The 24,024-nt window shown below is 72.3% G+C and carries 20 protein-coding genes, 2 tRNA genes and 1 pseudogene; 18 read left to right on the top strand and 5 right to left on the bottom strand.

From position 1 onward, the window contains the following. Positions 1–136: 136 nt before the first annotated feature. Positions 137–550 carry an SsgA family sporulation/cell division regulator gene (locus AMK22_RS22415; RefSeq protein WP_003959770.1) on the bottom strand — a complete coding sequence of 138 codons (414 nt, stop codon included), beginning with the start codon at positions 548–550 and terminating at the stop codon, positions 137–139. Between the two features lie 190 nt (positions 551–740). Here AMK22_RS22415 and AMK22_RS22410 point away from each other — a divergent pair, with 190 nt between their 5' ends. Continuing rightward, on the top strand, positions 741–1,232 hold the full coding sequence (locus AMK22_RS22410) for a TIGR02611 family protein (protein ID WP_073787695.1): 492 nt from the start codon (positions 741–743) through the stop codon (positions 1,230–1,232). A 54-nt stretch (positions 1,233–1,286) separates the two neighbouring features. Beyond that, positions 1,287–1,358 (top strand) — tRNA-Val (locus AMK22_RS22405). A gap of 475 nt (positions 1,359–1,833) precedes the next feature. On the opposite strand, the gene AMK22_RS22400 is transcribed toward AMK22_RS22405, so the two are convergent. Beyond that, a complete protein-coding gene (locus tag AMK22_RS22400) occupies positions 1,834–4,380 on the bottom strand; it encodes an SCO7613 C-terminal domain-containing membrane protein (protein WP_199883292.1) in 2,547 nt (848 codons plus the stop codon). A 92-nt stretch (positions 4,381–4,472) separates the two neighbouring features. On the opposite strand from AMK22_RS22400, the gene AMK22_RS22395 reads away from it, so the two are divergent. Both AMK22_RS22395 and AMK22_RS22390 read left to right on the top strand, forming a co-directional pair. After that, on the top strand, positions 4,473–4,919 hold the full coding sequence (locus tag AMK22_RS22395; protein ID WP_073787691.1) for an SRPBCC family protein: 447 nt from the start codon (positions 4,473–4,475) through the stop codon (positions 4,917–4,919). Positions 4,920–4,958: 39 nt separating this feature from the next. Next, positions 4,959–5,030, top strand: a tRNA-Val gene (locus tag AMK22_RS22390). Positions 5,031–5,114: 84 nt separating this feature from the next. Here AMK22_RS22390 and AMK22_RS22385 read toward each other — a convergent pair. Beyond that, positions 5,115–5,840 (bottom strand): 3'-5' exonuclease, encoded by a 726-nt coding sequence (locus AMK22_RS22385; RefSeq protein WP_073787689.1) that lies wholly within the window; start codon positions 5,838–5,840, stop codon positions 5,115–5,117. A gap of 156 nt (positions 5,841–5,996) precedes the next feature. On the opposite strand from AMK22_RS22385, the pseudogene AMK22_RS41115 reads away from it, so the two are divergent. From AMK22_RS41115 to AMK22_RS22375, 3 genes and pseudogenes are all read left to right on the top strand, one after another. Beyond that, positions 5,997–6,182 (top strand): annotated as a pseudogene (locus AMK22_RS41115) (hypothetical protein); the annotation flags it as partial. Positions 6,183–7,320: 1,138 nt separating this feature from the next. Next, positions 7,321–9,306 (top strand): threonine--tRNA ligase, encoded by a 1,986-nt coding sequence (thrS, locus tag AMK22_RS22380; RefSeq protein WP_073787946.1) that lies wholly within the window; start codon positions 7,321–7,323, stop codon positions 9,304–9,306. Positions 9,307–9,566: 260 nt separating this feature from the next. After that, complete coding sequence (locus AMK22_RS22375) at positions 9,567–10,127, top strand: HIT family protein (RefSeq protein WP_073787688.1); 561 nt, start codon at positions 9,567–9,569, stop codon at positions 10,125–10,127. A 319-nt stretch (positions 10,128–10,446) separates the two neighbouring features. Here AMK22_RS22375 and AMK22_RS22370 read toward each other — a convergent pair whose 3' ends face one another. Continuing rightward, on the bottom strand, positions 10,447–12,117 hold the full coding sequence (locus AMK22_RS22370; RefSeq protein WP_073787945.1) for a hypothetical protein: 1,671 nt from the start codon (positions 12,115–12,117) through the stop codon (positions 10,447–10,449). Between the two features lie 158 nt (positions 12,118–12,275). Then, the gene (locus AMK22_RS22365) at positions 12,276–14,498 is read right to left on the bottom strand and encodes an elongation factor G-like protein EF-G2 (protein WP_073787686.1); all 2,223 of its coding nucleotides are present in this window, start codon (positions 14,496–14,498) and stop codon (positions 12,276–12,278) included. 428 nt (positions 14,499–14,926) lie between these two features. Here AMK22_RS22365 and pgsA point away from each other — a divergent pair, with 428 nt between their 5' ends. The 11 genes from pgsA to yajC all read left to right on the top strand — a co-directional run bounded on the left by pgsA (position 14,927) and on the right by yajC (position 24,021). Then, positions 14,927–15,598, top strand: a complete 672-nt coding sequence (gene pgsA / locus AMK22_RS22360; RefSeq protein ID WP_073787684.1) for a phosphatidylinositol phosphate synthase — start codon at positions 14,927–14,929, stop codon at positions 15,596–15,598. After that, positions 15,595–16,575, top strand: a complete 981-nt coding sequence (locus AMK22_RS22355) for a phosphatidylinositol mannoside acyltransferase (protein ID WP_073787662.1) — start codon at positions 15,595–15,597, stop codon at positions 16,573–16,575. The genes pgsA and AMK22_RS22355 overlap by 4 nt, the downstream gene beginning before the upstream one ends. Next, the gene (locus AMK22_RS22350) at positions 16,572–17,732 is read left to right on the top strand and encodes a glycosyltransferase family 4 protein (RefSeq protein ID WP_073787661.1); all 1,161 of its coding nucleotides are present in this window, start codon (positions 16,572–16,574) and stop codon (positions 17,730–17,732) included. The genes AMK22_RS22355 and AMK22_RS22350 overlap by 4 nt, the downstream gene beginning before the upstream one ends. A 91-nt stretch (positions 17,733–17,823) precedes the next feature. Beyond that, the gene (locus AMK22_RS22345) at positions 17,824–18,369 is read left to right on the top strand and encodes a hypothetical protein (protein WP_073787659.1); all 546 of its coding nucleotides are present in this window, start codon (positions 17,824–17,826) and stop codon (positions 18,367–18,369) included. 168 nt (positions 18,370–18,537) lie between these two features. Further along, positions 18,538–19,458: a pyridoxal 5'-phosphate synthase lyase subunit PdxS gene (gene pdxS / locus AMK22_RS22340; protein WP_073787658.1), complete on the top strand. Its 921-nt coding sequence runs from the start codon at positions 18,538–18,540 to the stop codon at positions 19,456–19,458. A gap of 6 nt (positions 19,459–19,464) precedes the next feature. Beyond that, positions 19,465–20,058, top strand: coding sequence for a pyridoxal 5'-phosphate synthase glutaminase subunit PdxT (gene pdxT, locus AMK22_RS22335; RefSeq protein ID WP_073787657.1), 594 nt, complete (start codon positions 19,465–19,467; stop codon positions 20,056–20,058). Positions 20,059–20,121: 63 nt separating this feature from the next. Next, complete coding sequence (locus tag AMK22_RS22330) at positions 20,122–20,874, top strand: YebC/PmpR family DNA-binding transcriptional regulator (RefSeq protein WP_073787656.1); 753 nt, start codon at positions 20,122–20,124, stop codon at positions 20,872–20,874. A 138-nt stretch (positions 20,875–21,012) separates the two neighbouring features. Beyond that, positions 21,013–21,603 (top strand): crossover junction endodeoxyribonuclease RuvC, encoded by a 591-nt coding sequence (ruvC, locus tag AMK22_RS22325; RefSeq protein ID WP_073787655.1) that lies wholly within the window; start codon positions 21,013–21,015, stop codon positions 21,601–21,603. Then, positions 21,600–22,226 (top strand): Holliday junction branch migration protein RuvA, encoded by a 627-nt coding sequence (ruvA, locus tag AMK22_RS22320; protein WP_073787654.1) that lies wholly within the window; start codon positions 21,600–21,602, stop codon positions 22,224–22,226. Before ruvC ends, ruvA begins: the two co-directional genes overlap by 4 nt. Before the next feature lie 80 nt (positions 22,227–22,306). Beyond that, on the top strand, positions 22,307–23,380 hold the full coding sequence (gene ruvB, locus AMK22_RS22315; RefSeq protein WP_073787653.1) for a Holliday junction branch migration DNA helicase RuvB: 1,074 nt from the start codon (positions 22,307–22,309) through the stop codon (positions 23,378–23,380). A gap of 164 nt (positions 23,381–23,544) precedes the next feature. Then, positions 23,545–24,021, top strand: coding sequence for a preprotein translocase subunit YajC (gene yajC / locus AMK22_RS22310; protein ID WP_073787652.1), 477 nt, complete (start codon positions 23,545–23,547; stop codon positions 24,019–24,021). The last annotated feature ends 3 nt before the right edge of the window (positions 24,022–24,024 follow it).

Genomic DNA, 24,024 nt, shown 5'->3' with positions numbered 1-24,024 from the left:
GTGCTCCGGAGGGGGCGTGCGCCGACGCCGTCACCACGGTGGATTCCGTGATGACGGCGTCGACGTCACCCTGTGTGGTTTTCCGCGCGGCGCCGTCTCCCCGAGTCGGACGGCGCCGTGCAGCTCTCGGCCTGGCTCAGCTCTCGGCCAGGATGTGTGAGAGCTCCGTGTCGAGGTCGAAGTGACGATGCTCGGTGCCGGGTGGAACCGCGGCGTCGGTCCTCTTCAGGAACGACTCCAGGGCCCGTGCCGGGGCCTCGAGCAGGGCTTCGCCCTCCGGGGAGCTCAGTGCGATGCAGACGACCCCCTGGCCGTGACTACGAGATGGCCAGACGCGGACGTCTCCGGTGCCGGTGGGCCGGTGCAGCCCTTCGGCGAGAAGGTCACGGGCAAAAACCCATTCGACCGTTTCCTCCGCTCCGGTGTGGAAGGTGGCGTGCACGGCATAAGGATCGGCCGTGTCATACCGCAGGCCCGCAGGTACAGGCAGTGATGACTCGCTCGACACAACGAGGCGCAGGTGCAGCTCGCAGCTGACCGTGGTGTTCATAAGCGCCAGGGCCTTTCGCTCAGTGTGCGCTCGGGGATTCGCACGTCGGCGAAATCGACATGCCACCTACGGTGGCGTTGTAAACCCCTCTGACCTTTTTGTGTTCCTTCGGGTCGCTCGTACGGCGCTGTGTAACTTCGGGTTATACGGCCATTCCGGTGATGAAGTCCGTTCCGGTAGGTTGGCTGTCGTGAATGCGGAGAGCGATGAGCGGGCCGGTGACGCCGCGGCGGCGGAGCCCGGACGCGCCACGGGGGACGTGGCCGAGGGGACGCCCGAAGACACCTCGGGGAGTGTGACGAAGGAGGAGGGCGCGCTCGGCTCCCGGGCGCCCGGCTTCATCAAGGCCTCCAGGGCCCTGCACCTGAGCTGGCAGGTCGGCGTCTTCGTGGTCGGCCTCGCGGTGGTCGTGGCCGGGGTCGTGATGCTGCCGCTACCGGGCCCCGGCTGGCTGGTGATCTTCGGTGGCATGGCGATCTGGGCGACCGAGTTCGTCTGGGCGCAGCTGGTCCTGCGCTGGACCCGGCGGAAGGTCACCGAAGCCGCTCAGCGAGCCCTCGACCCCAAGGTCCGGCGGCGCAACGTCATCCTCACGGTGGTCGGCCTGGTGATCGCCGCGGTGCTGGTGGGGATCTACGTCTGGAAGTTCGGCATCACCATGCCCTGGAAGATCCACGAGTGACCCCGGAGTGGTCATGAGGGGCCGCTGACATGGGGTAATGTTTGGCCTGCGCCCGGGCGATTAGCTCAGTGGGAGAGCGCTTCGTTCACACCGAAGAGGTCACTGGTTCGAACCCAGTATCGCCCACCGGGACGAAGGGGCCCATGAGACCGAAGAGTCTCATGGGCCCCTTCGCGTCGTGCGGAACGACCGGATGCCGGGCGCGTTCGAGAATTCCTGCTCCGTCCTCGCGCGCGAGAAGACGGAGTCCTTTGTTGGGGAACTGTCGTTCGAATCTTGGGTCGGTGCGGCTTCCGGCGCGCCTCATTCGCATTTCCCTCGCGCACCGCTAAGAGGACGGCCCTTTGGGCAAGCGGAATTCCCGGCGAGTTCGGTGCGCGGGACCGCTTGAACGCAGTTCCCCGGCGGCTTGCCGAACTCCGCCACAATTCCCGGCCGGTGCGACGGAATTCGCTGAATTCCGTTCGGGCCGGGGACAGTTCGGCCGAGCGCCTGCGCTTCTGCGGGTGGTGCCGGGGCAGGGCGTCCGCGGCGCACGGGCGGGGGACCGGACCGGCCCGTGGCCCGTGGGGGCGACCGGACCGGCCCGTACGGCGGACCGTCAGCGCATGCGGCCCAGAGCCTCCTTGAGACGCCGTGCGTCGCGCAGCCGCTGCTCGTACGTGGCACCGACCACCAGCAGCAGCACCCCGGCCAGCGCGGGCGGCACCCAGCGTGGCAGGGCGTCGACGACCTGGACGACGTACGGCGCGAGTTCGTGCACGGCGTCCAGGGCCAGCACCGCGCCACCGATCAGCAGCAGGGCCTGAAGCCGCAGCCGCGCACCCAGCAGCGTGATCACCAGCGCCGCCGTGCCCAGCAGCAGCGGCCGCGGCCAGTCCGGATCGGACCACGCCGCGAAGAGGCTCGGCACCAGCGTGGCCGCGAGCCCCGCCCCGTACGCCGTCCACGACGACGCCTCGGGATCACGACGGCGGCGCAGCTCGCCGACCACCAGCGCGGGCACCGTCACCGGCAGGGTGTACGCCTCGGGGGCGAGGACGCCGGAGGCCGACAGCCTCAGCCAGGCCGCCAGGACGAACAGTGTCGTCGCCGCGTACCCGGCGACCGGCCGCCGCTCGGGCCGCAGGGCCGTACCCGCCGCCAGCACCCCGCACAGCGCCAGCACCAGGGCCAGGAACGCCCGGTCCGGGACCGCCATGCCGACCGCCACCACCGCGGCCACGGCCCCGGCCGCCTCCACCGCGAGCGCCGGGGGCCGGCCCCGCAGCCACGCCCCGACCAGCACCGTCAGCGCGGGGACGACGAGCACTACCGGGGCCGCCCGGTGCGCGTCGAGCCCCAGCGACGCCCCGGCCGCGAGGGCCAGCACCGTCGCGCACGCCACCGCCCCGCACGCCGCCACCGCCTGCGCGATGTGCAGCACGTCCTCCCGCCGCGCCGCCCGGACGGTCGGTGCCGCGGGCCGATTCCTTGCCGCCGAAGCCGCCACGTCGCCGATCACCACCGCGACCGCCCCCGACACCACCAGCAACACCCCGAACACCGCGTACGTCGTCGCTTCAGCCGCGAGCGACAGCAACCCCGTACTCCCTGCGCCGACCAGACCGCACACCAGCGCGGCCGTTCCCACCGCGCCGTTCCCGCGACGCAGCGCCCGCACCGCCCCCGCGAACAGCGCGACGACCAGCAACAGCCACACCGCCACGGCCGCCGCGTACGACAGTCCGAGCACCGCCGGGGTCACGGTGAGCCCCGCCCAGCCGAGCACGACCGCCACGGCCCCCGCCACGCCCCGCCACGCCGGGCCCGGCGTCGCGCCGACGATCCGCACCGCGCGCGTCCACCACCGGTGCGCCGCCGCGGCCAGGACGGCCACCAGCAAGAGCACCACCGGGGCCGAGCCCATCCGGGACCACGCCAGGTCCGCCGCGCCCAGCGCGCCCCGGGCACCGCCGTCCGGCGCGCCCGCCCACACCCGCGCCAGCTGCGACACCGCGCCCGTCAGCGACAGGACGACCGGAGGCAGCGAGGTCAGCACAGCCGCCGCGACCACCGACGCGGAGGACCACACCACCCCCTGCCCGACCCGGCGCGGCAGCGGGGCCCGCACCACCGCCGACAGCGCCAGCCCGCACAGCAGATAGGCGAGCACCGACCAGCCCCAGGGCTGCCCGGCGCGCAGCACGCCGCCCACCGCGGCCACGGTGCACCACCCGGCCACCACACCACCGCCGACCGCGAACCCGGTCGGCGCGCGCCACGCCGCCGACACCGCGACCGCCGCCCCCGCGAGCAGCAGCGCCGCCGGGGCCAGCGCGGCCCCCGCCGTACCGGACGTCAGCGACAGCGTCAGGCCGATCAGCAGCCCCACCGGGCCCGTCATCCAGCACCCCGTGCAGGCCGTCACCTGCACTTCGAGACTCTTGCCCCGCAACGCGATCACGCCGTCCATCGCCGCCGTCACCAGCAGCGCCCAGCCGAACGCCGAGGCCCCGGCCCCCGCCGACCACGCCCACAGCAGCAACGGGAACTGCGCGCTCACCACCGCCAGGGGCAGCGGCAGCCGCAGCCGGTCCAGCAGCAGGCCGTACCCGGCCCAGAGCGCCGCCAGCACCGCCGAGGCCACCGCGGCGAACCCGGGGCCGTCGGCGTCCGGCACCGCCACCCGGTGCAGCGCGTACGCGTCCAGCACCATCAGCACCGAGGCCAGCGCGGCGACCGATTCCGCCGTCGCGGGCAGCCCGCGACGCAGCAGCACGGCGGGCACGCCCAGCGCCGCGAACGTCACCACCGCGAGCACCGCCGAACGGCCGGCGATGCCCATCTCGCCCCAACTGACCAGGGTGAACGCGATCGCCGCGACCGTCAGCAGCAGGCCGCCCAGAGTGAGCAGCACGTTGCGGACGCCGCGCTGCCCGGCCGGCGTGCCGGACACACCCGGCGGGGCCGCGAACGGGACCGGCGGACGGTCCGGAGACGGCCCGGGCGGAGCGGCGTACGGCGGCGTGGGCGGCACGGCGGGTCGCGACAGCACGCTCACCAGCCAGGCACGGCGGACGAGCAATTGGGACCGGCGGGCGTCCAGTCGGGCCAGTTCGCGATCGAGGAGCGCCAATTCCTCCGCGGGCGGCGGCACGTGTTCCATGAACGGGAGTGTGGCCGTGGCCCCGGCATCGGACATGCGTGCGGATACTCAGATCCCCGCATGAGTACACCGCGGCCACGGAGACTGGGGGCATGGACTGGAACCGCTACCGCTTCACCAGCATCTGGGACCTGCCCGCCCCGCCCGCCGCCGTCTACGCGGTCCTCGAACGGGCCGACGACTACCCGCGCTGGTGGCGGCAGGTCCGCGAGGTCACCCCGCTCGATGCCGCCACCCGCACCACCCGGATCCGCTCCGTCCTCCCGTACGGCCTCGTCGTGACCATGCGCGAACGGCTCCGCGACCCCCGCGCCGGCGTGCTGGAGGCGGAGCTCGGCGGTGACCTGGAGGGCTGGGCCCGGTGGACGGTCACCGCGCGCGGCACGGGCAGCCGGATCGTCTACGAACAGGAGGTGGAGGTGCGCAGGCGGCTGATGCGGCTTCTCGCGGTGCCCGGGCGCGTCGTGTTCCTGGCCAACCACGCCTTGATGATGCGTGCCGGACGCCGGGGTCTCGCGGCCCGGCTGGAAGCGGTTTGAACCGGAGCCGCCGGGCCCTGTATGGTTCAACCCGTTCCCGGGCGATTAGCTCAGTGGGAGAGCGCTTCGTTCACACCGAAGAGGTCACTGGTTCGAACCCAGTATCGCCCACCGGGAGAGGCCGGTCCGTCAGCGGAAACGACGGACCGGCCTCTGTTGTCGTGTCACCGCGGCCCGCGACGTGTCTCGGCGGGCTCACGCCGCGCTGGGGAGCGCAGGGCGCAGCGGCCATGCCGGATCCACCGCTTCCTCCGTGCCGTTCTTCGCGAACCACGCCTGCAGGCCGCGCGCCTGCGCCGCGTGCCACACCGCCTGCAAGGAGTGCAGTTCGGCCGGCGTGAGCCGCTCCAGGCGGGAGGAGAAGCGCCGTCCCACCGCCCGCACCAGCTCCAGCGATGCCGTCGCGTCGGCCGAGGCGTCGTGCGCGCCGTCCAGGGCCACCCCGTACAGCGCGCAGAGATCGGTGAGCGTCCGCCGCCCCTTGCGGTAACGGTCCAGGTGTTTGTCGAGCACGCGCGGATCCAGCACGCACAGCGGCACGTTCTGCAGGCGCCCGGCCAGTGACGACGCCCGGTGCCTCCTCAACTCGCGGTCCAGCAACGTCAGATCGAACGGAGCGTTCATCACGACGAGCGGCCGCCCGGCCGTGCACTGCTCGGCCAGCGCACGCGCCAGCTCCTCCATCACCGGTGCCGGCCAACGGCCGTTGCGCTGGAGGTGGTCGTCCGTCAGTCCATGGATCTCGGTGGCCCGGGGCGGCACGGGAACCCCCGGATTCACCAGCCACCGGGTGACCTGCACCCGGCCGCCCGCCGTTTCCTGGACGACGAGGGCGGCCGAGACGATCCGGTCCTCCTCGACGTCCACGCCCGTCGTCTCCGTGTCGAAAGCGGCCAGCGGCCCCTCGTACCAGTGAGTCATCCCCGAACTCCTCGCACCCGTAAGGCGGATGGCGGTCCCCGCCCGCATCGCTGATACCCGCGCCCGTGGTCCCGTACGCCGGTTGCGGGCCGTCCCGTGTGGTGACAACTCAGCTCCCGGGCAAGGAAGTTGCCCGGGACCTCCATCGAAGAACCCATGGGAGCGGCCCGGAAGCCGCCCGCAGCCGTGGCGCTCGCGCGGTCCGAACCGAGCGGGCTGGTGCCGCGGCGGACCGCACCGCCGCGCGGCACACTCGCCACCGCCTGCGCGGAGACCCTTCAGGTGGGCCACCTGCACGCGGTCGCCGCGGCGGCGGGATGCTCCCTCTCACAGCCCTTCCCCGGTGGGACGCGGCTCCCGGACCGGCCGGGGACGTCCCCGCCCCGGCCCGGTCGACCCCGCCGTCCTCGGCACGCTGCTCGCACGGCATGGCTGACGCCGGGGCGGGGCCGCCGGGCGCTACGCGGCGCTGTCCGCCCGGGCGCGCGCCGGGCACCGCGGGGCGCGCCGCCGCCGGGCACGGGCGGCCCTCGCGGGCGTCCTCGTCGGCCCGGCGTCCGACGGCCGCAGGCTCGCCGCGTTCGTCCCCGCGGATACGGGGCGTGCCGTCGCCGTACGGCCCCGCCACGCCCTGCACACCACCAGGGCGGCCGTGGACCACAGCGGGCGACTGGCCGCTTCGAGGCGTTCGACGACGCGGTCGCGGCCGGTGTGTGCCGGGAGCTCACCGAGGCCGTCGTCGCCCCGGTCCGGGGATCGGAGGGGGCCCGCGTCGCCCTGGAACGGACGCCCGCGGCCGGTGTCCCCCGAGGGCCGCCCGCCCCGCCCCGAGCCGGTCGAGTCCACCCCCGGCGAGCTGCCCGCCCTGCGCGGGGCCGACGCCCGCCACCTCCGGGACGAGCCCGTCGTCAGCGTGCGGATCACCGGCACCGTCGTCCGGCTGCGCCGTTCGCAGCCGCGTGGTGCGGGGATCGTGCGGCTGAGGGCGCCGACCGGTGCCGAGGTGCACCACGTGCGGCTGGAGCCGGACGGGCAGGCGTACGAGATCGCCGGCCACGTGCACCCGGCGGGCCTGCCGGTCCGGGGGAGGGCCGGCTGGAGAGCCGGGGCGGGTTCCGGCGCCCGACCCGGGGTCTCGCGGGTGGCGCCCGTGCGCGTCGACGAGGCGGAGCGCCACCGGCTCATGAAGACGCTCCGGGGCGGCGCCGACCCCGTCGAGGAGGAGGCACGCGGACGAGGAGGGGCATGCGGGCCAGGACGGGTGCGCGGGCGCATAGCGCCGTCCGCCCCTCCCGCCCCTTCCGCCGTGCGCGCACCACCGTCCGCGCGTCCGCACGGACCCGTTCGGGAGGGCGCCCGCCGGGGGAGCGGCGGGCTTCGCCGCCAAACCGTTTCGCAGAGGGGGCCCGCGGCTCGGTACGATTCGTATCGCACGCCCATCGACGAGAGCGTGCGTTCCCCCCTGAGTCAGGAGAGACCGGTGTCAGACGTCCGTGTGATCATCCAACGCGATTCCGAGCGGGAAGAGCGCGTGGTGACGACGGGCACTACGGCCGCCGAGCTCTTCCCCGGCGAGCGCACCGTCGTCGCGGCCCGGATCGCCGGTGAGCTGAAGGACCTCGCGTACGCCGTCGCCGACGGCGAGGTCGTCGAGCCCGTCGAGATCTCCTCCGAGGACGGCCTGAACATCCTGCGGCACTCGACCGCGCACGTCATGGCGCAGGCCGTGCAGCAGCTCTTCCCCGAGGCCAAGCTGGGCATCGGCCCGCCGGTCAAGGACGGCTTCTACTACGACTTCGACGTCGAGAAGCCGTTCACGCCCGAGGATCTCAAGGCCATCGAGAAGAAGATGCAGGAGATCCAGAAGCGGGGGCAGCGGTTCTCGCGCCGGGTCGTGACCGACGAGGCGGCGCGCGAGGAGCTCGCCGACGAGCCGTACAAGCTGGAACTCATCGGTATCAAGGGCTCCGGTTCCGTCGAGACCGCGGGCGACGGCGCGGACGTCGAGGTGGGCGGCGGCGAGCTGACCATCTACGACAACCTCGACCCGAAGACCGGCGAGCTGTGCTGGAAGGACCTCTGCCGCGGCCCGCACCTGCCGACCACACGGTTCATCCCGGCGTTCAAGCTGATGCGGAACGCAGCGGCGTACTGGCGCGGCAGCGAGAAGAACCCCATGCTCCAGCGCATCTACGGCACCGCCTGGCCCACCAAGGACGAGCTGAAGGCGCACCTGGAGTTCCTGGAGGAGGCCGCCAAGCGCGACCACCGCAAGCTCGGCAACGAGCTGGACCTCTTCTCCTTCCCGGACGAGATCGGCCCGGGTCTCGCGGTCTTCCACCCCAAGGGCGGTGTCGTCCGGCGCGCCATGGAGGACTACTCGCGGCGGCGCCACGAGGAGGAGGGCTACGAGTTCGTCTACTCGCCGCACGCCACCAAGGGCAAGCTCTTCGAGAAGTCCGGTCACCTGGACTGGTACGCCGACGGCATGTACCCGCCCATGCAGCTCGACGACGGGGTGGACTACTACCTCAAGCCGATGAACTGCCCGATGCACAACCTGATCTTCGACGCGCGGGGGCGTTCGTACCGCGAACTGCCGCTCCGCCTCTTCGAGTTCGGCACGGTGTACCGGTACGAGAAGTCCGGCGTGGTGCACGGTCTGACCCGCTCGCGCGGCTTCACGCAGGACGACGCGCACATCTACTGCACCAAGGAGCAGATGGCGGACGAGCTCGACCGCACGCTGACCTTCGTCCTGAACCTGCTGCGCGACTACGGTCTGACCGACTTCTACCTGGAGCTGTCCACCAAGGACCCGGAGAAGTTCGTCGGCTCCGACGAGGTGTGGGAGGAGGCCACCGAGACGCTGCGCCAGGTCGCCGAGAAGCAGGGCCTCCCGCTCGTCCCGGACCCGGGCGGCGCCGCGTTCTACGGCCCGAAGATCTCGGTGCAGGCTCGGGACGCGATCGGCCGCACCTGGCAGATGTCGACGGTGCAGCTCGACTTCAACCTGCCCGAGCGCTTCGACCTGGAGTACACCGGCCCGGACGGTTCCAAGCAGCGCCCGGTCATGATCCACCGCGCCCTGTTCGGTTCCATCGAGCGCTTCTTCGCGGTGCTCCTGGAGCACTACGCGGGGGCGTTCCCGGTGTGGCTGGCCCCGGTGCAGGCGGTCGGCATCCCGATCGGCGACGCCCACATCCCCTACCTCCAGGAGTTCGCGGCCGAGGCTCGGAAGCGGGGCCTGCGGGTCGAGGTCGACGCCTCGTCCGACCGGATGCAGAAGAAGATCCGCAACGCGCAGAAGGCGAAGACGCCGTTCATGATCATCGTCGGTGACGAGGACATGAACGCGGGCACGGTGTCGTTCCGGTACCGCGACGGCTCGCAGGAGAACGGCATCGCCCGTGACGAGGCGATCGCCAAGCTCGTCGACGTGGTGGAGCGCCGCGTGCAGGTGTGACCCGCCGGTCCGGGAGCCCGCCTTCCGGACGGTCCGCGCCGGTGAGCGCGGGAGCAGGGCCCCGGGAGCCGACCGCCCCCGGGGCCCTGTGCCGTTCCGCCCGCGGCGAGCGCCCGCATCGGGGCGCTTGGCGGCGGGAGCCGCCTACGGCGCGGTCCGCGACGCAGACCCCGCCGGGGCGGCCGGGCGCCCGTCGCCCCGGACTCGGAGTGCGCCCGCGGGTGCGGCCCCGGCCACTCGTCGCCACGGAGCGAAGCAATATGCTGATCGGCATGACGAGTGAGCCGGAGCAGCAGATCGGAGTGGGGACGCCCGACGCCTTTCAGCGCCTGTGGACGCCCCACCGGATGGCGTACATCCAGGGCGAGAACAAGCCGACCGGTTCGGAGGCCGGTGACGGCTGTCCGTTCTGTGCGATCCCGTCGAAATCGGACGAGGACGGGCTTGTCGTCGCGCGCGGTAGCAGCGTCTACGCCGTCCTGAACCTGTATCCGTACAACGGTGGGCATCTCATGGTGGTGCCGTACCGGCACGTGGCCGACTACACGGAGCTGGACGGTCCCGAGACCATGGAGCTGGCGGACTTCACCAAGCGGGCGATGGTCGCCCTGCGGGTGGCGTCCGGGGCGCACGGGTTCAACATCGGGCTCAACCAGGGGGCTTCCGCGGGGGCCGGTATCGCCGCTCACCTCCACCAGCACCTGGTGCCGCGCTGGGGCGGCGACACCAACTTCATGCCGGTCATCGGGCATACGAAGGTGCTGCCGCAGTTGCTCGCCGACACGCGCGCGATGCTGGCCGCGGCCTGGCCGACGGACTGATTCCGGTGGACGGACCGGTCCCCGGCGGCGGGCCCGGCTCCGGGCGGCCGACCGGCCGGACCCGGTCCTGACCGACGGACCGGATCCGGCCGCGTGCCGGGCCGCCGGCCCGTGGGTCCCGGCGTGGGCCCGCGCGTCCGGCGGTTCGAGTCCGGCCGTGACCATGCGGAAAGGCCGCCCCACGCGCCGGACGACGGTGTGTCGTCCGGCATGCGGGGCGGCCTTCGTGCGTCCGGACCCGTGGCGCGGACCGAGCCGGGGCGGCGGTGCCCGTCGTCCGCGCCGGGCCGCGGGAGCCCGACGCGATCCGCAGGCGGTGTCACGCGTCGTACAGGTCGGCCTTGCGCGGGGTCGGGTCCTGCACCATTCCGCTCAGCACCATCGAGCGGTTGTCGAAGCGCTCCGTGTCGACGCCGTTCTCCTCCAGGACATGCAGCGCGGCGCTGTGCACGGCGCGCAGCACGGGAGTGGCCGCGCGCATCGCGTCGTCCGCCATGAAGCGGTGCCGCCACGGCTTCTCGGCCCAGGCGTGGCGCAGACCGAACGGCTCGGGCAGGGCGATCTTGCCGCCCAGGTAGTCGAGCAGCGGCGGATACCAGGTCAGCGGGGCGCGCAGGGCGAGACGCACGACCTCGGAGGCATCGACCAGCGGGAGGGTGATGTCGCGCGTCTCCCAGAACCGGACGGTCTTGTTGACCGTCTTCGTCTTCGCCGAGGGCTTGCTGGTGAAGAGCGAATGGACCGGGCCGAGCGCATGACCGGTGACCTCGATGCGCAGGGTCTCGTAGAGCACCGTGACCGTGATCATCATGGTGATGACCAACTGGCCGTCCCAGAGGGTGAACTGGACGCCCAGATAGTGCCGGTCGCCGCCGCCGAACTGCTGGTGGTTGCAGATCCGCTGTATCTCGTGCGGCTTGATCTGGAACGTGGCCACGTCCTCGCCGTCCGGACGGGACACCGAGTCGGCGTTCTCACCGACGGGCGACACGATCCAGTGGGTGACCGACGGCGTGGGGAATCCCCCCGTGTTCAGTGGGCCGCGCTCCAGCTGCTTGAGCTGGTCGTGGACGGCTCGAATCAGATCCCAGCTCCGGAAGCGGTTGAACTCCTTGTCGGGGTCCTTGGAGACGAGTTCCTCGGCGAGCTGCCAGCTTCCCCACCGGGTCCCCATGCCGAGGATCCCCTTGGGGCCCGCGTAGAAGACCGAGTTGGACTGCTGCTCCGCGGAGAGCTTCTCCAGGCTCTGGCGCAGCGCCTCGCGGGAGGTCTCGCTGGGGTTCTTCGGCGAGGCCTCGGGGACCTTGGCGACGATGCCGCCGCCGGAGAGCAGCCCCTCCCAACGGGCGCGCAGGTCCTTGGCGGAGGACTCGGCGATCCGTTTGGCGACGTACCAGCCGATGACGGGCGCGACGATCATCGCCCGTGCGTAGATCGCCAGGAAACCGGTGAGCGGGAGTTGGAGCAGGAGGAGCAGGGCCACGATGCCGACGACCGGCAGCAGGAGGTTGCCCAGCGAGGAGAGCGCCTTGTCCTTCGTCCTGCCGAGCCCGTCGCGCAGCCTGAACGCGATGACCCACAGGAGCATCCCGGGCAGGAAGAGAACGCCGAACAGGACCGTGACGGCGGTCAGTTTGATGTCGCGGGCCCGGCGCAGACGCGTCGCGGACAGGCAGTGCTCGACGACCATCCGCGGGTCGCTCCCGAAGGACTGGATGAGCGCCTTGCGGGCACCGCCCAGTGTGCGTTCCTGCACGGCACGGGAGAACGCCTCACCGAGGTTGGGCTTGAAGTAGTCGGACTTGAAGAACTTCGAACGCCCCGCTTTCACCTCCGACTTGTGCCACTCGCTGTTGGCGTCGAGGATCTTCTCCACGGGGCTGTCGCGGTACGCCGCGGAGGCGAGGGCGTTCGTCGCCACCGCCGCTCCGCCCGAACCCTGGATCGGGATCTGCGCTCCGGGAGAGAAATCGAATCCTTCGTTGGCCACCGTCGCCCCCACTCACCGCCGAGGAACCACTCCTGCGGCTGTTTCCCAACTGCCGTGCCCCGCACACCTTCTGAGCTGGGACCACAGGGTAACGTCCGGACCCCCGCGTCGTCCGCCCCTGTGGACAAACGGCGGACGGGGCAGGGCGGTGTGAGTGATTACACGCCAACGGGGCTGATTTCCTGCTGCTCGCGGATACGTTCCGCCAGCCGCGGGGGCATCGGTTCGTGCCGGGCGTACGCCCGGTCGAACCGCCCGGTGCCGTGGGAGAGGGAGCGCAGGTCGACGGCGTAGCGTCCGATCTCCAGCTCCGGGACCTCGGCTCGCACGAGCGTGCGTCCGGGGCCGGACTGTTCGGTGCCGACGACCCGGCCGCGCCGCCCGGACAGGTCGCTCATCACCGGCCCCACGTACTCGTCGGGCACCAGGACCCGGATCTCGGCGACCGGTTCCAGGAGCTGGATGCGGGTGTCCGCCGCGGCCTCGCGCAGGGCCAGCGCGCCCGCGGTCTGGAACGCGGCGTCGGAGGAATCCACCGAGTGCGACTTCCCGTCCCGCAGTGTGACGCGTACGTCGACGAGCGGATATCCGGCCGCCACTCCGCGGGCCGCCTGGGCGCGCACCCCCTTCTCCACGGACGGGACGAACTGACGGGGCACCGCCCCGCCGACCACCTCGTCGACGAACTCGAGGCCCGACCCCGGCGGCAGCGGCTCCACGTCGATCTCGCAGATGGCGTACTGGCCGTGCCCGCCGGACTGCTTCACGTGCCGGCCCCGTCCGCCGGCAGGCGCGGCGAAGGTCTCGCGCAGTGCCACCTTGTGCGGCACGGCGTCGACCCGGACCCCGTAATGGCTGCGCAGCCGGTCCAGGGCGACGTCCTGATGGGCCTCGCCGAGACACCACAGCACCACCTGGTGGGTGTCCTGGTTCTGTTCGAGACGCAGGGTCGGGTCCTCCGCGACGAGCCGTGCGAGCCCCTGGGAGAGCTTGTCCTCGTCCGCCTTGCCGTGGGCCCTGACGGCCAGCGGCAGCAGCGGGTCCGGAGCGGCCCAGGGCTCCATCAGCAGCGGCAGGTCGCTGCCGGAGAGGGTGTCCCCGGTCCCGGCGTCGCCCAGCTTGGCGACGCAGGCCAGATCACCGGCGACGCACGCGGTGAGCGGGCGCTGCTGGGCGCCGAAGGGCGAGGAGAGCGCCCCGACACGCGCCTCGGACTCGTGGAAGGGGGTCTCCCGGCCGGGTTCGGCGAGGCCGTGACCGAAGATGTGGACGGTGTCGTCGGGGCGCAGCGTGCCGGAGAAGACCCGTACGAGCGACATCCGGCCGACGTACGGGTCGGAGGTCGTCTTGACCACCTCGGCGAGGAGCGGGCCCTCGGGGTCGCAGGTCAGGGCCGGGGCCCGGGCGCCGTGCAGCGGGGTGACCGCGGGCAGGGGGCGTTCCCGCGGGGCGGGGAGACCGCCGGTGATCAGGTCCAGGAGTTCGACGGTGCCGACGCCCTGACAGGCCCCCTCCGCGGCGGGGGCAGCGGCGAGGACGGGGTGGAACGCGCCGCGCGCGACGGCGCGTTCCAGGTCGCCCAGGAGCGTCTCGACGTCGATGTCGGCGCCGCCCAGATAGCGGTCCATCAGGGTCTCGTCCTCGCTCTCCGCGATGACGCCCTCGATGAGCCGGTCGCGCGCCTCACGGAGCGGGGCCCGCCCGCTCTCGTCGGGGGGCGTCTCCCGGCGCTCGCCCGAGGAGTAGTCGAGGACACGCCGGGTGAGGAGCCCGGTGAGCCCGGTGAGCGGGGCGTGGCCGTCGGCGCCCGCGGGGCCGTGCACCGGCAGGTAGAGCGGGAGCACGGCGTCGGGGTCGTCGCCGCCGAGGGCCTCGCCGCAGATCCGGGTCATCTCGTCGAACGAGGTGCGCGCGGTGTCCAGGTGGGTGACGACGATGGCGCGCGGCATGCCGACGGCGGCGCACTCGTCCCACACCGCCCGGGCCGTGCCGGCCACCGCGTCGGCCTCCTGGGCCGCCGACACCACGAACAGGGCCGCGTCCGCCGCCCGCAGACCGGCCCTGAGCTCCCCGACGAAGTCGGCGTACCCCGGGGCGTCCAGCAGATTGATCCGGCAGCCGCCCCAGACGACGGGCACCACCGAGAGCTGCACGGAACGCTGCCGCCGCCGTTCGATCTCGTCGTAGTCGGAGATGGTCGCGCCGTCCTCGACCCGGCCCGCCCGGTTGACCGCCCCGGCCGTCTGCGCCAGTGCCTCGACGAGGGTGGTCTTGCCGGAGCCGCTGGGGCCGACCAGCACCACGTTCCGCAGGGACGGGGGCGGGTCGGCCGTCGCCGCCCCGCCGGCGGCCCCGGTGTGTGCGTGTGTCCTGTCGCCCATGATGCGTGCCTCCCAGGTAGTGGCCCGGATCGGGAAGGAGAACCTGCGCGATGTGGGAAGAAGGCCGCACGGGCACGGGGAGCCCACGCGGCGGCCACCGCCGACGCCCGCGGTAATTCGAGCTTTCCACTCGGGCCGGGCCGCGTCCATCCGTCGCCGTCCCCGGCCCGTGTCCGACGCCGTGACCTGCGGTGTCCGCCCGCCGCGGCACCGGCCGGCCGCGCCCGCGCGTTCCCGGGCCGCCGGGCGGGTTCTCGGGCCGCGTCCGCGGTGCGCCGGGCCGCTTCCGTACCCCGCCGCGCAGCGGCCGTCCGTCGTGCGCCCCGGCGGGCGGCCGGGTGCCGGGGGGTGGAGTCCGGCGGGCGTGACTACGATGGGCCAGCCGGAGGCCGAAGGGGCCGCCCGGCCCACAGACCCTCGGGAAGGCCATGCTGAACAAGTACGCGCGTGCCTTTTTCACGCGTGTCCTCACGCCGTTCGCCGCACTGCTGCTCCGTCTCGGCGTGAGCCCCGACGCGGTCACCCTGATCGGTACGGCAGGAGTGGTGGCGGGTGCGCTGGTCTTCTTCCCCATGGGGGAGTTCTTCTGGGGCACGGTCGTCATCACGATCTTCGTCTTCTCCGACCTCGTCGACGGCAACATGGCCCGGCAGGCCGGGATCTCCAGCCGCTGGGGCGCGTTCCTCGACTCGACCCTCGACCGGGTCGCCGACGGCGCGATCTTCGGCGGCTTCGCGCTCTGGTACGCGGGCCGGGGCGACGACGACGTGATGTGCGCGGTCGCGATCTTCTGTCTGGCGAGTGGCCAGGTGGTGTCGTACACGAAGGCGCGCGGCGAGTCGATCGGGCTGCCGGTCGCGGTCAACGGGCTCGTGGAGCGCGCCGAGCGGCTGGTGATCTCGCTGGTCGCCGCCGGGGTCGCGGGCCTGCACACCTTCGGCGTCCCCGGTGTCCAGGTCCTGCTGCCGATCGCGCTGTGGATCGTCGCCGCGGGCAGCCTGGTCACGCTCGTGCAGCGGGTGGTGACCGTGCGCCGCGAGTCCGCCGAGGCCGACGCGGCCGATGCTGCCGCCGGGCGGGGGAGCGGGGCGGCGCGGTGAGCGACGCGAGGGGCGACGCGCCCACCGGGCTGCGGGACCGGCTGACCGACGGCCTGTACGGGCTCGGCTGGACCGTGGTCAAGAAGCTTCCCGAACCGGCCGCCCGCGGCCTCTTCCGTACGCTCGCCGATCAGGTCTGGAAGCGACGGGGCAAGGGGGTGCTGCGGCTGGAGGCGAATCTGGCTCGCGTCGTGCCCGGGGCGTCACCGGCCCGGCTCGCCGAACTCTCCAAGGCCGGGATGCGTTCGTACATGCGCTACTGGATGGAGTCGTTCCGGCTGCCCACCTGGAGCCCGGCACGGATCAAGGCGTCCATAGAGGTCGCCGACGCGCACCGGCTGACCGAAGGCCTCGACGCCGGCCGCGGCGTCGTCCTCGCCCTGCCGCACCTGGCGAACTGGGACCTGGCGGGCGCCTGGGTGACCACCGAGCTCAAGGTCCCCTTCACCACGGTCGCCGAGCGGCTGAAGCCCGAGACGCTGTACGACAGGTTCGTGGCCTACCGCGAGGGACTCGGCATGGAGGTGCTCCCACACAGCGGCGGTGCCGCCTTCGGCACCCTGGCACGGCGGCTGCGCGCGGGCGGCCTGGTCTGCCTGGTCGCCGACCGAGACCTGTCCTCCTCCGGCGTCGAGGTGAGCTTCTTCGGCGAGAGCGCGCGCATGCCCGCCGGACCCGCCCTGCTCGCTCAGCAGACCGGCGCGCTGCTGCTGCCGGTGACGCTCGGCTACGACGACACGCCCGTGATGAAGGTGCGGGTCCACCCGCCGGTCCCGGTCCCCGAGTCGGGCAGCCGCGCGGAGAAGACGTCCTCGATGACGCAGGCGCTGGCCGATGCCTTCGCCGTCGGGATCGCCGATCACCCGGAGGACTGGCACATGCTGCAACGACTCTGGCTCGCGGATCTGGGGCCCCGGAACGGGAAGAAGGACCGGGCGGACGCACAGGACCGGGAGAACGGGGAGGTCCGCCCGTGAAGATCGGCATCGTGTGCCCGTACTCCTGGGACGTGCCCGGCGGAGTGCAGTTCCACATCCGGGACCTGGCCGAGCACCTGATCCGGCTCGGTCACCAGGTCTCGGTGCTGGCCCCCGCCGACGACGAGACGCCGCTGCCGCCGTACGTGGTCTCGGCGGGCCGGGCCGTGCCCGTGCCGTACAACGGCTCCGTGGCCCGGCTGAACTTCGGCTTCCTGTCGGCCGCGCGGGTGCGGCGCTGGCTGCACGACGGCACCTTCGACGTCATCCACATCCACGAGCCGACCTCGCCGTCGCTGGGGCTGCTCGCCTGCTGGGCCGCGCAGGGGCCGATCGTCGCCACGTTCCACACCTCCAACCCGCGCTCCCGGGCCATGATCGCCGCGTACCCGATCCTGCAGCCCGCGCTGGAGAAGATCAGCGCGCGCATCGCGGTGAGCGAGTACGCGCGCCGGACCCTGGTCGAACACCTCGGCGGCGACGCCGTCGTCATCCCGAACGGCGTCGACGTCGGCTTCTTCGCCTCCGCCGAACCCCGGCCCGAGTGGCAGGGCGGCACGATCGGCTTCATCGGACGCATCGACGAGCCCCGCAAGGGCCTGCCCGTCCTGATGCGGGCGCTGCCCACGATCCTCGCCGCACGCCCGGACACCCGGCTCCTGGTGGCGGGCCGGGGCGACGAGGAGGAAGCCGTCGCCCAGCTGCCGCCGGAGATGCGCGGGCGCGTCGAATTCCTCGGCATGGTGAGCGACGAGGACAAGGCACGACTGCTGCGCAGCGTCGACGTGTACGTCGCCCCCAACACGGGCGGCGAGAGCTTCGGGATCATCCTGGTCGAGGCGATGTCGGCCGGCGCACCGGTCCTGGCCAGCGATCTGGACGCGTTCGCGCAGGTCCTGGACCAGGGCGCGGCGGGGGAACTCTTCGCCAACGAGAACGCCGACGCGCTGGCGTCGGCCGCCATCGGGCTGCTCGGCGACCCGGACCGGCGCGCGGAACTGCGCGAGCGGGGCAGCGCGCACGTGCGGCGCTTCGACTGGTCGACGGTCGGCGCCGACATCCTCGCGGTGTACGAGACCGTGACGGACGGCGCGGCGTCGGTCGCGACCGACGAGCGCACGGGGCTGCGCGCACGCTTCGGACTGGCACGGGACTGACCGGACGCGGGACCGGGAAGGGCACCGGCCCGGGGGCCGGGCCCGGCCCGTGCTCCGGGCCGCGCACGCGCCGACGGTAGCCTTGCCGCCCGTGATCGAAACCCTTATCTGGATCGCCGTCGCGCTCGTCGCGATCGGCATGTACCTCAGCTGGACCGCGGGACGGCTGGACCGGCTGCACACCCGCATCGACGCCGCCCGCGCCGCCCTCGACGCGCAGCTGCTGCGCCGTGCCTCGGTGACCCAGGAACTGGCGACGTCGGGTGTGCTCGATCCGGCCGCGTCCATCGTGCTGTACGAGGCCGCGCACGCCGCCCGTCAGGCGGAGGAGGAACAGCGCGAGGTCGCGGAGAGCGAGCTGAGCGCCGCGCTGCGGGCGGTGTTCGGCGAGACGGCGCAGGTGGAGGCCGTGAAGGAGATCCCCGGCGGCCAGGAGGCGGCACTCGAACTCGCCGCGGCCGTGCGCCGGGTGCCGATGGCCCGGCGCTTCCACAACGACGCGGTGCGCGCGGCACGCGCCCTGCGCCGCCACCGCACCGTGCGGTGGTTCCGGCTGGCCGGGCACGCCCCGTTCCCGCTCGCCTTCGAGATGGACGACGAACCGCCGGTGGCCCTCGCCGACCGTCCCGCCGGCTGATCCCGGCGGCCGTTCCCGCGCGTGACCGGGGTCACGAGCCGCCCCGTACGCGTCCAAAACGATCCACCGGCCTCGCATTGGCCCTTGAAGTGGACCGCTCCCGGAGAGTTTGCTCAGCCCTGCACCAATCAGCGCTTTTCAGTGACTTTCTCCGAGTGAGGTCGATCCGTGTCCACCCTCCCCACCACCCCGCAGTCCGCCGACTCCCCGGCCACCGGCACCGCCCGCGTCAAGCGCGGCATGGCCGAGCAGCTCAAGGGCGGCGTGATCATGGACGTCGTCAACGCGGAGCAGGCGAAGATCGCCGAAGACGCGGGCGCCGTGGCCGTCATGGCACTGGAGCGGGTGCCGGCCGACATCCGCAAGGACGGCGGAGTGGCCCGCATGTCCGACCCGAACATGATCGAGGAGATCATGGAGGCCGTCTCCATCCCGGTGATGGCCAAGTCCCGCATCGGCCACTTCGTCGAGGCCCAGGTCCTCCAGGCACTCGGCGTCGACTACATCGACGAGTCCGAGGTCCTCACCCCGGCCGACGAGGTCAACCACAGCGACAAGTTCGCGTTCACCACCCCCTTCGTGTGCGGCGCCACCAACCTCGGCGAGGCCCTGCGCCGCATCGCCGAGGGCGCGGCCATGATCCGCTCGAAGGGCGAGGCCGGCACCGGGAACGTCGTCGAGGCCGTCCGTCACCTGCGCCAGATCAAGAACGAGATCGCCCGCCTGCGCGGCTACGACAACAACGAGCTGTACGCCGCCGCCAAGGAGCTGCGCGCCCCGTACGAGCTGGTCAAGGAGGTCGCGGAGCTCGGCAAGCTGCCTGTGGTGCTCTTCTCCGCGGGTGGCGTCGCCACCCCCGCCGACGCGGCCCTGATGCGCCAGCTCGGCGCCGAGGGCGTCTTCGTGGGCTCCGGCATCTTCAAGTCCGGCGCCCCGGCCAGGCGCGCCGCCGCCATCGTGAAGGCCACCACCTTCTACGACGACCCGAAGGTCATCGCGGACGCCTCCCGGAACCTGGGCGAGGCCATGGTCGGCATCAACTGCGACACCCTGCCCGAGGCCGAGCGCTACGCCAACCGCGGCTGGTAAGCACCGATGAGCGACACCCCTGTGATCGGAGTCCTGGCCCTCCAGGGCGACGTACGGGAGCACCTGATCGCCCTGGCCTCGGCGGACGCCCAGGCCAGGCCGGTCCGGCGCCCCGAGGAACTCGCCGAGGTCGACGGCCTGGTTCTGCCCGGTGGCGAGTCCACCACGATGTCCAAGCTGGCGTCCCTGTTCGGCATGCTGGAACCGCTGCGCGAGCGGATACGGGACGGGATGCCGGTCTACGGCACCTGCGCCGGGATGATCCTCCTCGCCGACAAGATCCTCGACCCGCGCTCCGGACAGGAGACGCTCGGCGGCATCGACATGATCGTGCGCCGCAACGCCTTCGGGCGTCAGAACGAGTCGTTCGAGGCCGCCGTGGAGGTCGCCGGAGTCGAGGGCGGCCCCGTCGAGGGCGTCTTCATCCGGGCCCCCTGGGTGGAGTCGGTCGGTGCGCGGGCCGAGGTGGTGGCCGAGCACGGCGGCCACATCGTCGGCGTGCGCCAGGGCAACGCGCTGGCGACGTCCTTCCACCCGGAATTGACCGGAGATCACCGTGTTCACGCCTTGTTCGTGGACATGGTGCGCGAGGTCGGCTGATTCGATCCCGGTAGGATCTCCCGGGTTCGGATCGATTTTTTGGTGACGCGAAGGAGAAGGCAGATGTCCGGCCACTCTAAATGGGCTACGACGAAGCACAAGAAGGCCGTGATCGATGCCAAGCGCGGCAAGCTCTTCGCGAAGCTGATCAAGAACATCGAGGTCGCGGCCCGCACCGGCGGTGTGGACCCCGATGGAAACCCGACCCTTGTGGACGCGATCCAGAAGGCGAAGAAGAGCTCCGTACCGAACAAGAACATCGATTCCGCGGTCAAGCGCGGCGGTGGTCTCGAAGCGGGCGGGGTCGATTACCAGACGATCATGTACGAGGGTTATGGCCCGAACGGTGTCGCGGTGCTCATCGAGTGCCTCACCGACAACCGGAACCGTGCCGCCTCCGACGTACGCGTCGCGATGACCCGCAACGGCGGTTCGATGGCCGACCCCGGTTCGGTCTCGTACCTCTTCAACCGCAAGGGCGTCGTCATCGTCCCCAAGGGCGGGCTGACCGAGGACGACGTCCTCGGTGCCGTGCTCGACGCGGGCGCCGAGGAGGTCAACGACCTCGGCGAGACCTACGAGGTCGTCAGCGAGGCCACCGACCTGGTCGCGGTCCGTACGGCGCTCCAGGAGGTCGGCATCGACTACGACTCCGCCGAGGCCAGTTTCCTGCCCACCATGCAGGTCGAGCTGGACGAGGAGGGCGCGCGCAAGATCTTCAAGCTGATCGACGCCCTGGAGGACAGCGACGACGTCCAGAACGTCTTCGCCAACTTCGACGTCTCGGACGAGGTCATGGAGAAGGTCGACGCCTGAGCCGGGCTCGGCACAGCCTTCACGCACGGGCCGACGGGGGACACGCCCCGTCGGCCCGTCGCATTGCCCGACGCATTGTCAGTGCGAGCCGATAGCCTGCGGGAACAGTTGACCGATCGGTACGGAGGGGGATCACCCATGCGGGTACTCGGCGTCGACCCGGGGCTGACCCGGTGCGGTGTCGGTGTCGTCGAGGGCGTGGCCGGCCGGACCCTGACGATGCGCGGCGTCGGCGTCGTCCGCACCCCGGCCGAGGCGGAGCTCGGCCACCGCCTGGTCGCCATCGAACGCGGAATCGAGGAGTGGCTTGACGAGCACCGCCCCGAATTCGTCGCCGTGGAGCGGGTCTTCAGCCAGCACAACGTCCGCACGGTGATGGGCACCGCCCAGGCCAGCGCCGTCGCGATGCTCTGCGCGTCCCGCCGCGGCATACCCGTCGCGCTGCACACCCCGAGCGAGGTCAAGGCGGCCGTCACCGGCAGCGGCCGTGCCGACAAGGCACAGGTCGGCGCCATGGTCACCCGGCTCCTGAGACTCGACGCCCCGCCGAAACCGGCCGACGCCGCCGACGCCCTCGCCCTCGCCATCTGCCACATCTGGCGCGCCCCCGCCGTCAACCGCCTCCAGCAGGCGCACGCGGCGGCCGTCGGCGCGTCCCGAACCTCGCGCGCGCCCCGTAGCCCCGCGGTCCGTACGCTCGCGCCCCCCGTCCGGAAGGTCCCCCGATGATCGCCTTCGTCAGCGGCCCCGTCGCCGCGCTCGCCCCGACCACGGCCGTGATCGAGGTCGGCGGCGTCGGCATGGCCGTCCAGTGCACCCCGAACACCCTCGCCGGCCTCCGGATCGGCGAGGAGGCCCGGCTCGCCACCTCCCTCGTCGTACGGGAGGACTCGCTCACCCTCTACGGCTTCGCCGACGACGACGAGCGGCAGGTCTTCGAGCTGCTCCAGACCGCCAGCGGCGTCGGCCCGCGGCTGGCCCAGGCCATGCTCGCCACGCACAGCCCCGATGCCCTGCGGACCGCCGTCGCGACCGGCGACGAGAAGGCGCTCACGGCCGTCTCCGGCATCGGCAAGAAGGGCGCGCAGAAACTCCTCCTCGAACTGAAGGACAGGCTCGGTGAGCCCGTCGGCGCCCGGATCGGCCGGCAGGGCGTCGGCACCGCCGTCACCCCGTCCTGGAGCGACCAGCTGCACGCCGCGCTGATCGGCCTCGGCTATGCCGCCCGGGAGGCCGACGACGCGGTCGCCGCCGTGACCCCGCAGGCCGAGGCGGCACTCGCCGAGAACGGGCAGGCCCCCGTGCCGCAGCTGCTGCGGGCCGCGCTCCAGACCCTCAACCGCGCGCGCTGACAGGAGCGCGCACCCGGGCACACCCCGACGCCGCGCCGGGCACCGCACGGCACCGAAACACCCGAGGCGGGACAGACTGAATGAACTGGGACGAGACCGGACCCGACACCGGCGAACGACTCGACGAGCGTCTCGTCGACGCGGGCGCGGACGGCGAGGACACCGCGGTCGAAGCCGCGCTGCGACCGAAGGACCTCGACGAATTCGTCGGCCAGGAGAAGGTGCGCGAACAGCTGGACCTTGTCCTCAAGGCGGCCAGGGCCCGCGGCGCCACCGCCGACCACGTCCTGCTCTCCGGCGCCCCCGGCCTCGGCAAGACCACCCTCTCCATGATCATCGCGGCCGAGATGGACGCCCCCATCCGGATCACCTCGGGCCCCGCCATCCAGCACGCGGGCGACCTCGCCGCGATCCTCTCCTCGCTCCAGGAGGGCGAGGTCCTCTTCCTCGACGAGATCCACCGCATGTCGCGGCCCGCCGAGGAGATGCTGTACATGGCGATGGAGGACTTCCGGGTCGACGTGATCGTGGGGAAGGGCCCGGGAGCCACCGCGATCCCGCTGGAACTCCCGCCCTTCACCCTGGTCGGCGCCACCACCAGGGCAGGGCTGCTGCCGCCCCCGCTGCGCGACCGCTTCGGCTTCACCGGCCACATGGAGTTCTACGCCCCCACCGAACTCGAACGCGTCATCCGGCGCTCGGCCCGCCTCCTCGACGTGGCGATAGACGAGGACGGCGCCGCCGAGATCGCCGGGCGGTCCCGCGGCACCCCGCGCATCGCCAACCGGCTGCTGCGCCGTGTCCGTGACTACGCCCAGGTCAAGGCCGACGGGCGGATCGACCGACCGGTCGCCTCCGCCGCCCTCGGCGTGTACGAGGTCGACGTACGTGGTCTCGACCGGCTGGACCGGGCGGTGCTCCGCGCGTTGCTCACGCTGTTCGGCGGCGGCCCCGTGGGCCTGTCGACCCTGGCGGTCGCCGTGGGCGAGGAACGCGAGACGGTCGAGGAGGTCGCCGAGCCGTTCCTCGTCCGGGAAGGGCTGCTGGCCAGGACGCCGCGCGGGCGCGTCGCGACCCCCGCGGCCTGGGCCCATCTCGGTCTTGTCCCTCCTCAGCACGGCGGAAAGGGACAACAGGGTCTGTTCGGGGCGTGACGCGTCACAGGTTCACCCGGACAGGAACCAACGAGGGGCGTCGGGCGTTGTTCCATCGATGCGGACTCGCCTAGACTCCGCCGATGCCGCCCCAATGGGTCGGTGTACCCACCCCCGAAGACCAGGCCGCCCTTCAGCGCGGTCGTGCGAAGGAAACTCGTCCCGTGAATCTCGTGTCTCTCCTCCCTTTCATCGTGCTCATCGGGGCCATGTTCCTGATGACGCGGTCCGCCAAGAAGAAGCAGGCGGCCGCCGTCCAGATGCGTGACGAGATGCAGCCCGGCGCCGGTGTCCGGACGATCGGGGGCATGTACGCCACCGTCAAGGAGGTCCACGACGACACGGTTCTCCTGGAGGTCGCCCCCGGCGTCCACGCCGTCTACGCCAAGAACGCCATCGGTGCCGTTCTCGACGACGCCGAGTACAACCGCATCGTCCACGGCGACGACAGCGCCCTCGACCTCGACGGCACGGTCGTCCCGGACGACGCCTCCTCGCTGACCGAGGCGGACGCCGCGTCGGACACCTCGGACGACGCCGGGATCGATCTGGGCAAGAAGGCCGACGACGCCGAGCCGAAGGACGCCGGGTCCGGCAAGAAGTCCGAGGGCAAGACCGACGGCGAGGCCGACGCGAAGTAGTCG

The organism is Streptomyces sp. CB01580, assembly GCF_001905795.1.
GTDB lineage: Bacteria > Actinomycetota > Actinomycetes > Streptomycetales > Streptomycetaceae > Streptomyces.
This window is presented reverse-complemented; position numbering and strand designations above follow the sequence as displayed.

Bases quoted from the DNA above. Each gene is read 5' to 3' on its own strand.
- AMK22_RS22415 (WP_003959770.1), bottom strand. From the start codon at position 550: ATGAACACCACGGTCAGCTGCGAGCTGCACCTGCGCCTCGTTGTGTCG.
- AMK22_RS22400 (WP_199883292.1), bottom strand. From the start codon at position 4,380: ATGGAACACGTGCCGCCGCCCGCGGAGGAATTGGCGCTCCTCGATCGC.
- AMK22_RS22395 (WP_073787691.1), top strand. From the start codon at position 4,473: ATGGACTGGAACCGCTACCGCTTCACCAGCATCTGGGACCTGCCCGCC.
- AMK22_RS22385 (WP_073787689.1), bottom strand. From the start codon at position 5,840: ATGACTCACTGGTACGAGGGGCCGCTGGCCGCTTTCGACACGGAGACG.
- AMK22_RS22375 (WP_073787688.1), top strand. From the start codon at position 9,567: ATGCTGATCGGCATGACGAGTGAGCCGGAGCAGCAGATCGGAGTGGGG.
- AMK22_RS22365 (WP_073787686.1), bottom strand. From the start codon at position 14,498: ATGGGCGACAGGACACACGCACACACCGGGGCCGCCGGCGGGGCGGCG.
- pgsA (WP_073787684.1), top strand. From the start codon at position 14,927: ATGCTGAACAAGTACGCGCGTGCCTTTTTCACGCGTGTCCTCACGCCG.
- pdxT (WP_073787657.1), top strand. From the start codon at position 19,465: ATGAGCGACACCCCTGTGATCGGAGTCCTGGCCCTCCAGGGCGACGTA.
- AMK22_RS22330 (WP_073787656.1), top strand. From the start codon at position 20,122: ATGTCCGGCCACTCTAAATGGGCTACGACGAAGCACAAGAAGGCCGTG.
- ruvC (WP_073787655.1), top strand. From the start codon at position 21,013: ATGCGGGTACTCGGCGTCGACCCGGGGCTGACCCGGTGCGGTGTCGGT.
- ruvA (WP_073787654.1), top strand. From the start codon at position 21,600: ATGATCGCCTTCGTCAGCGGCCCCGTCGCCGCGCTCGCCCCGACCACG.
- ruvB (WP_073787653.1), top strand. From the start codon at position 22,307: ATGAACTGGGACGAGACCGGACCCGACACCGGCGAACGACTCGACGAG.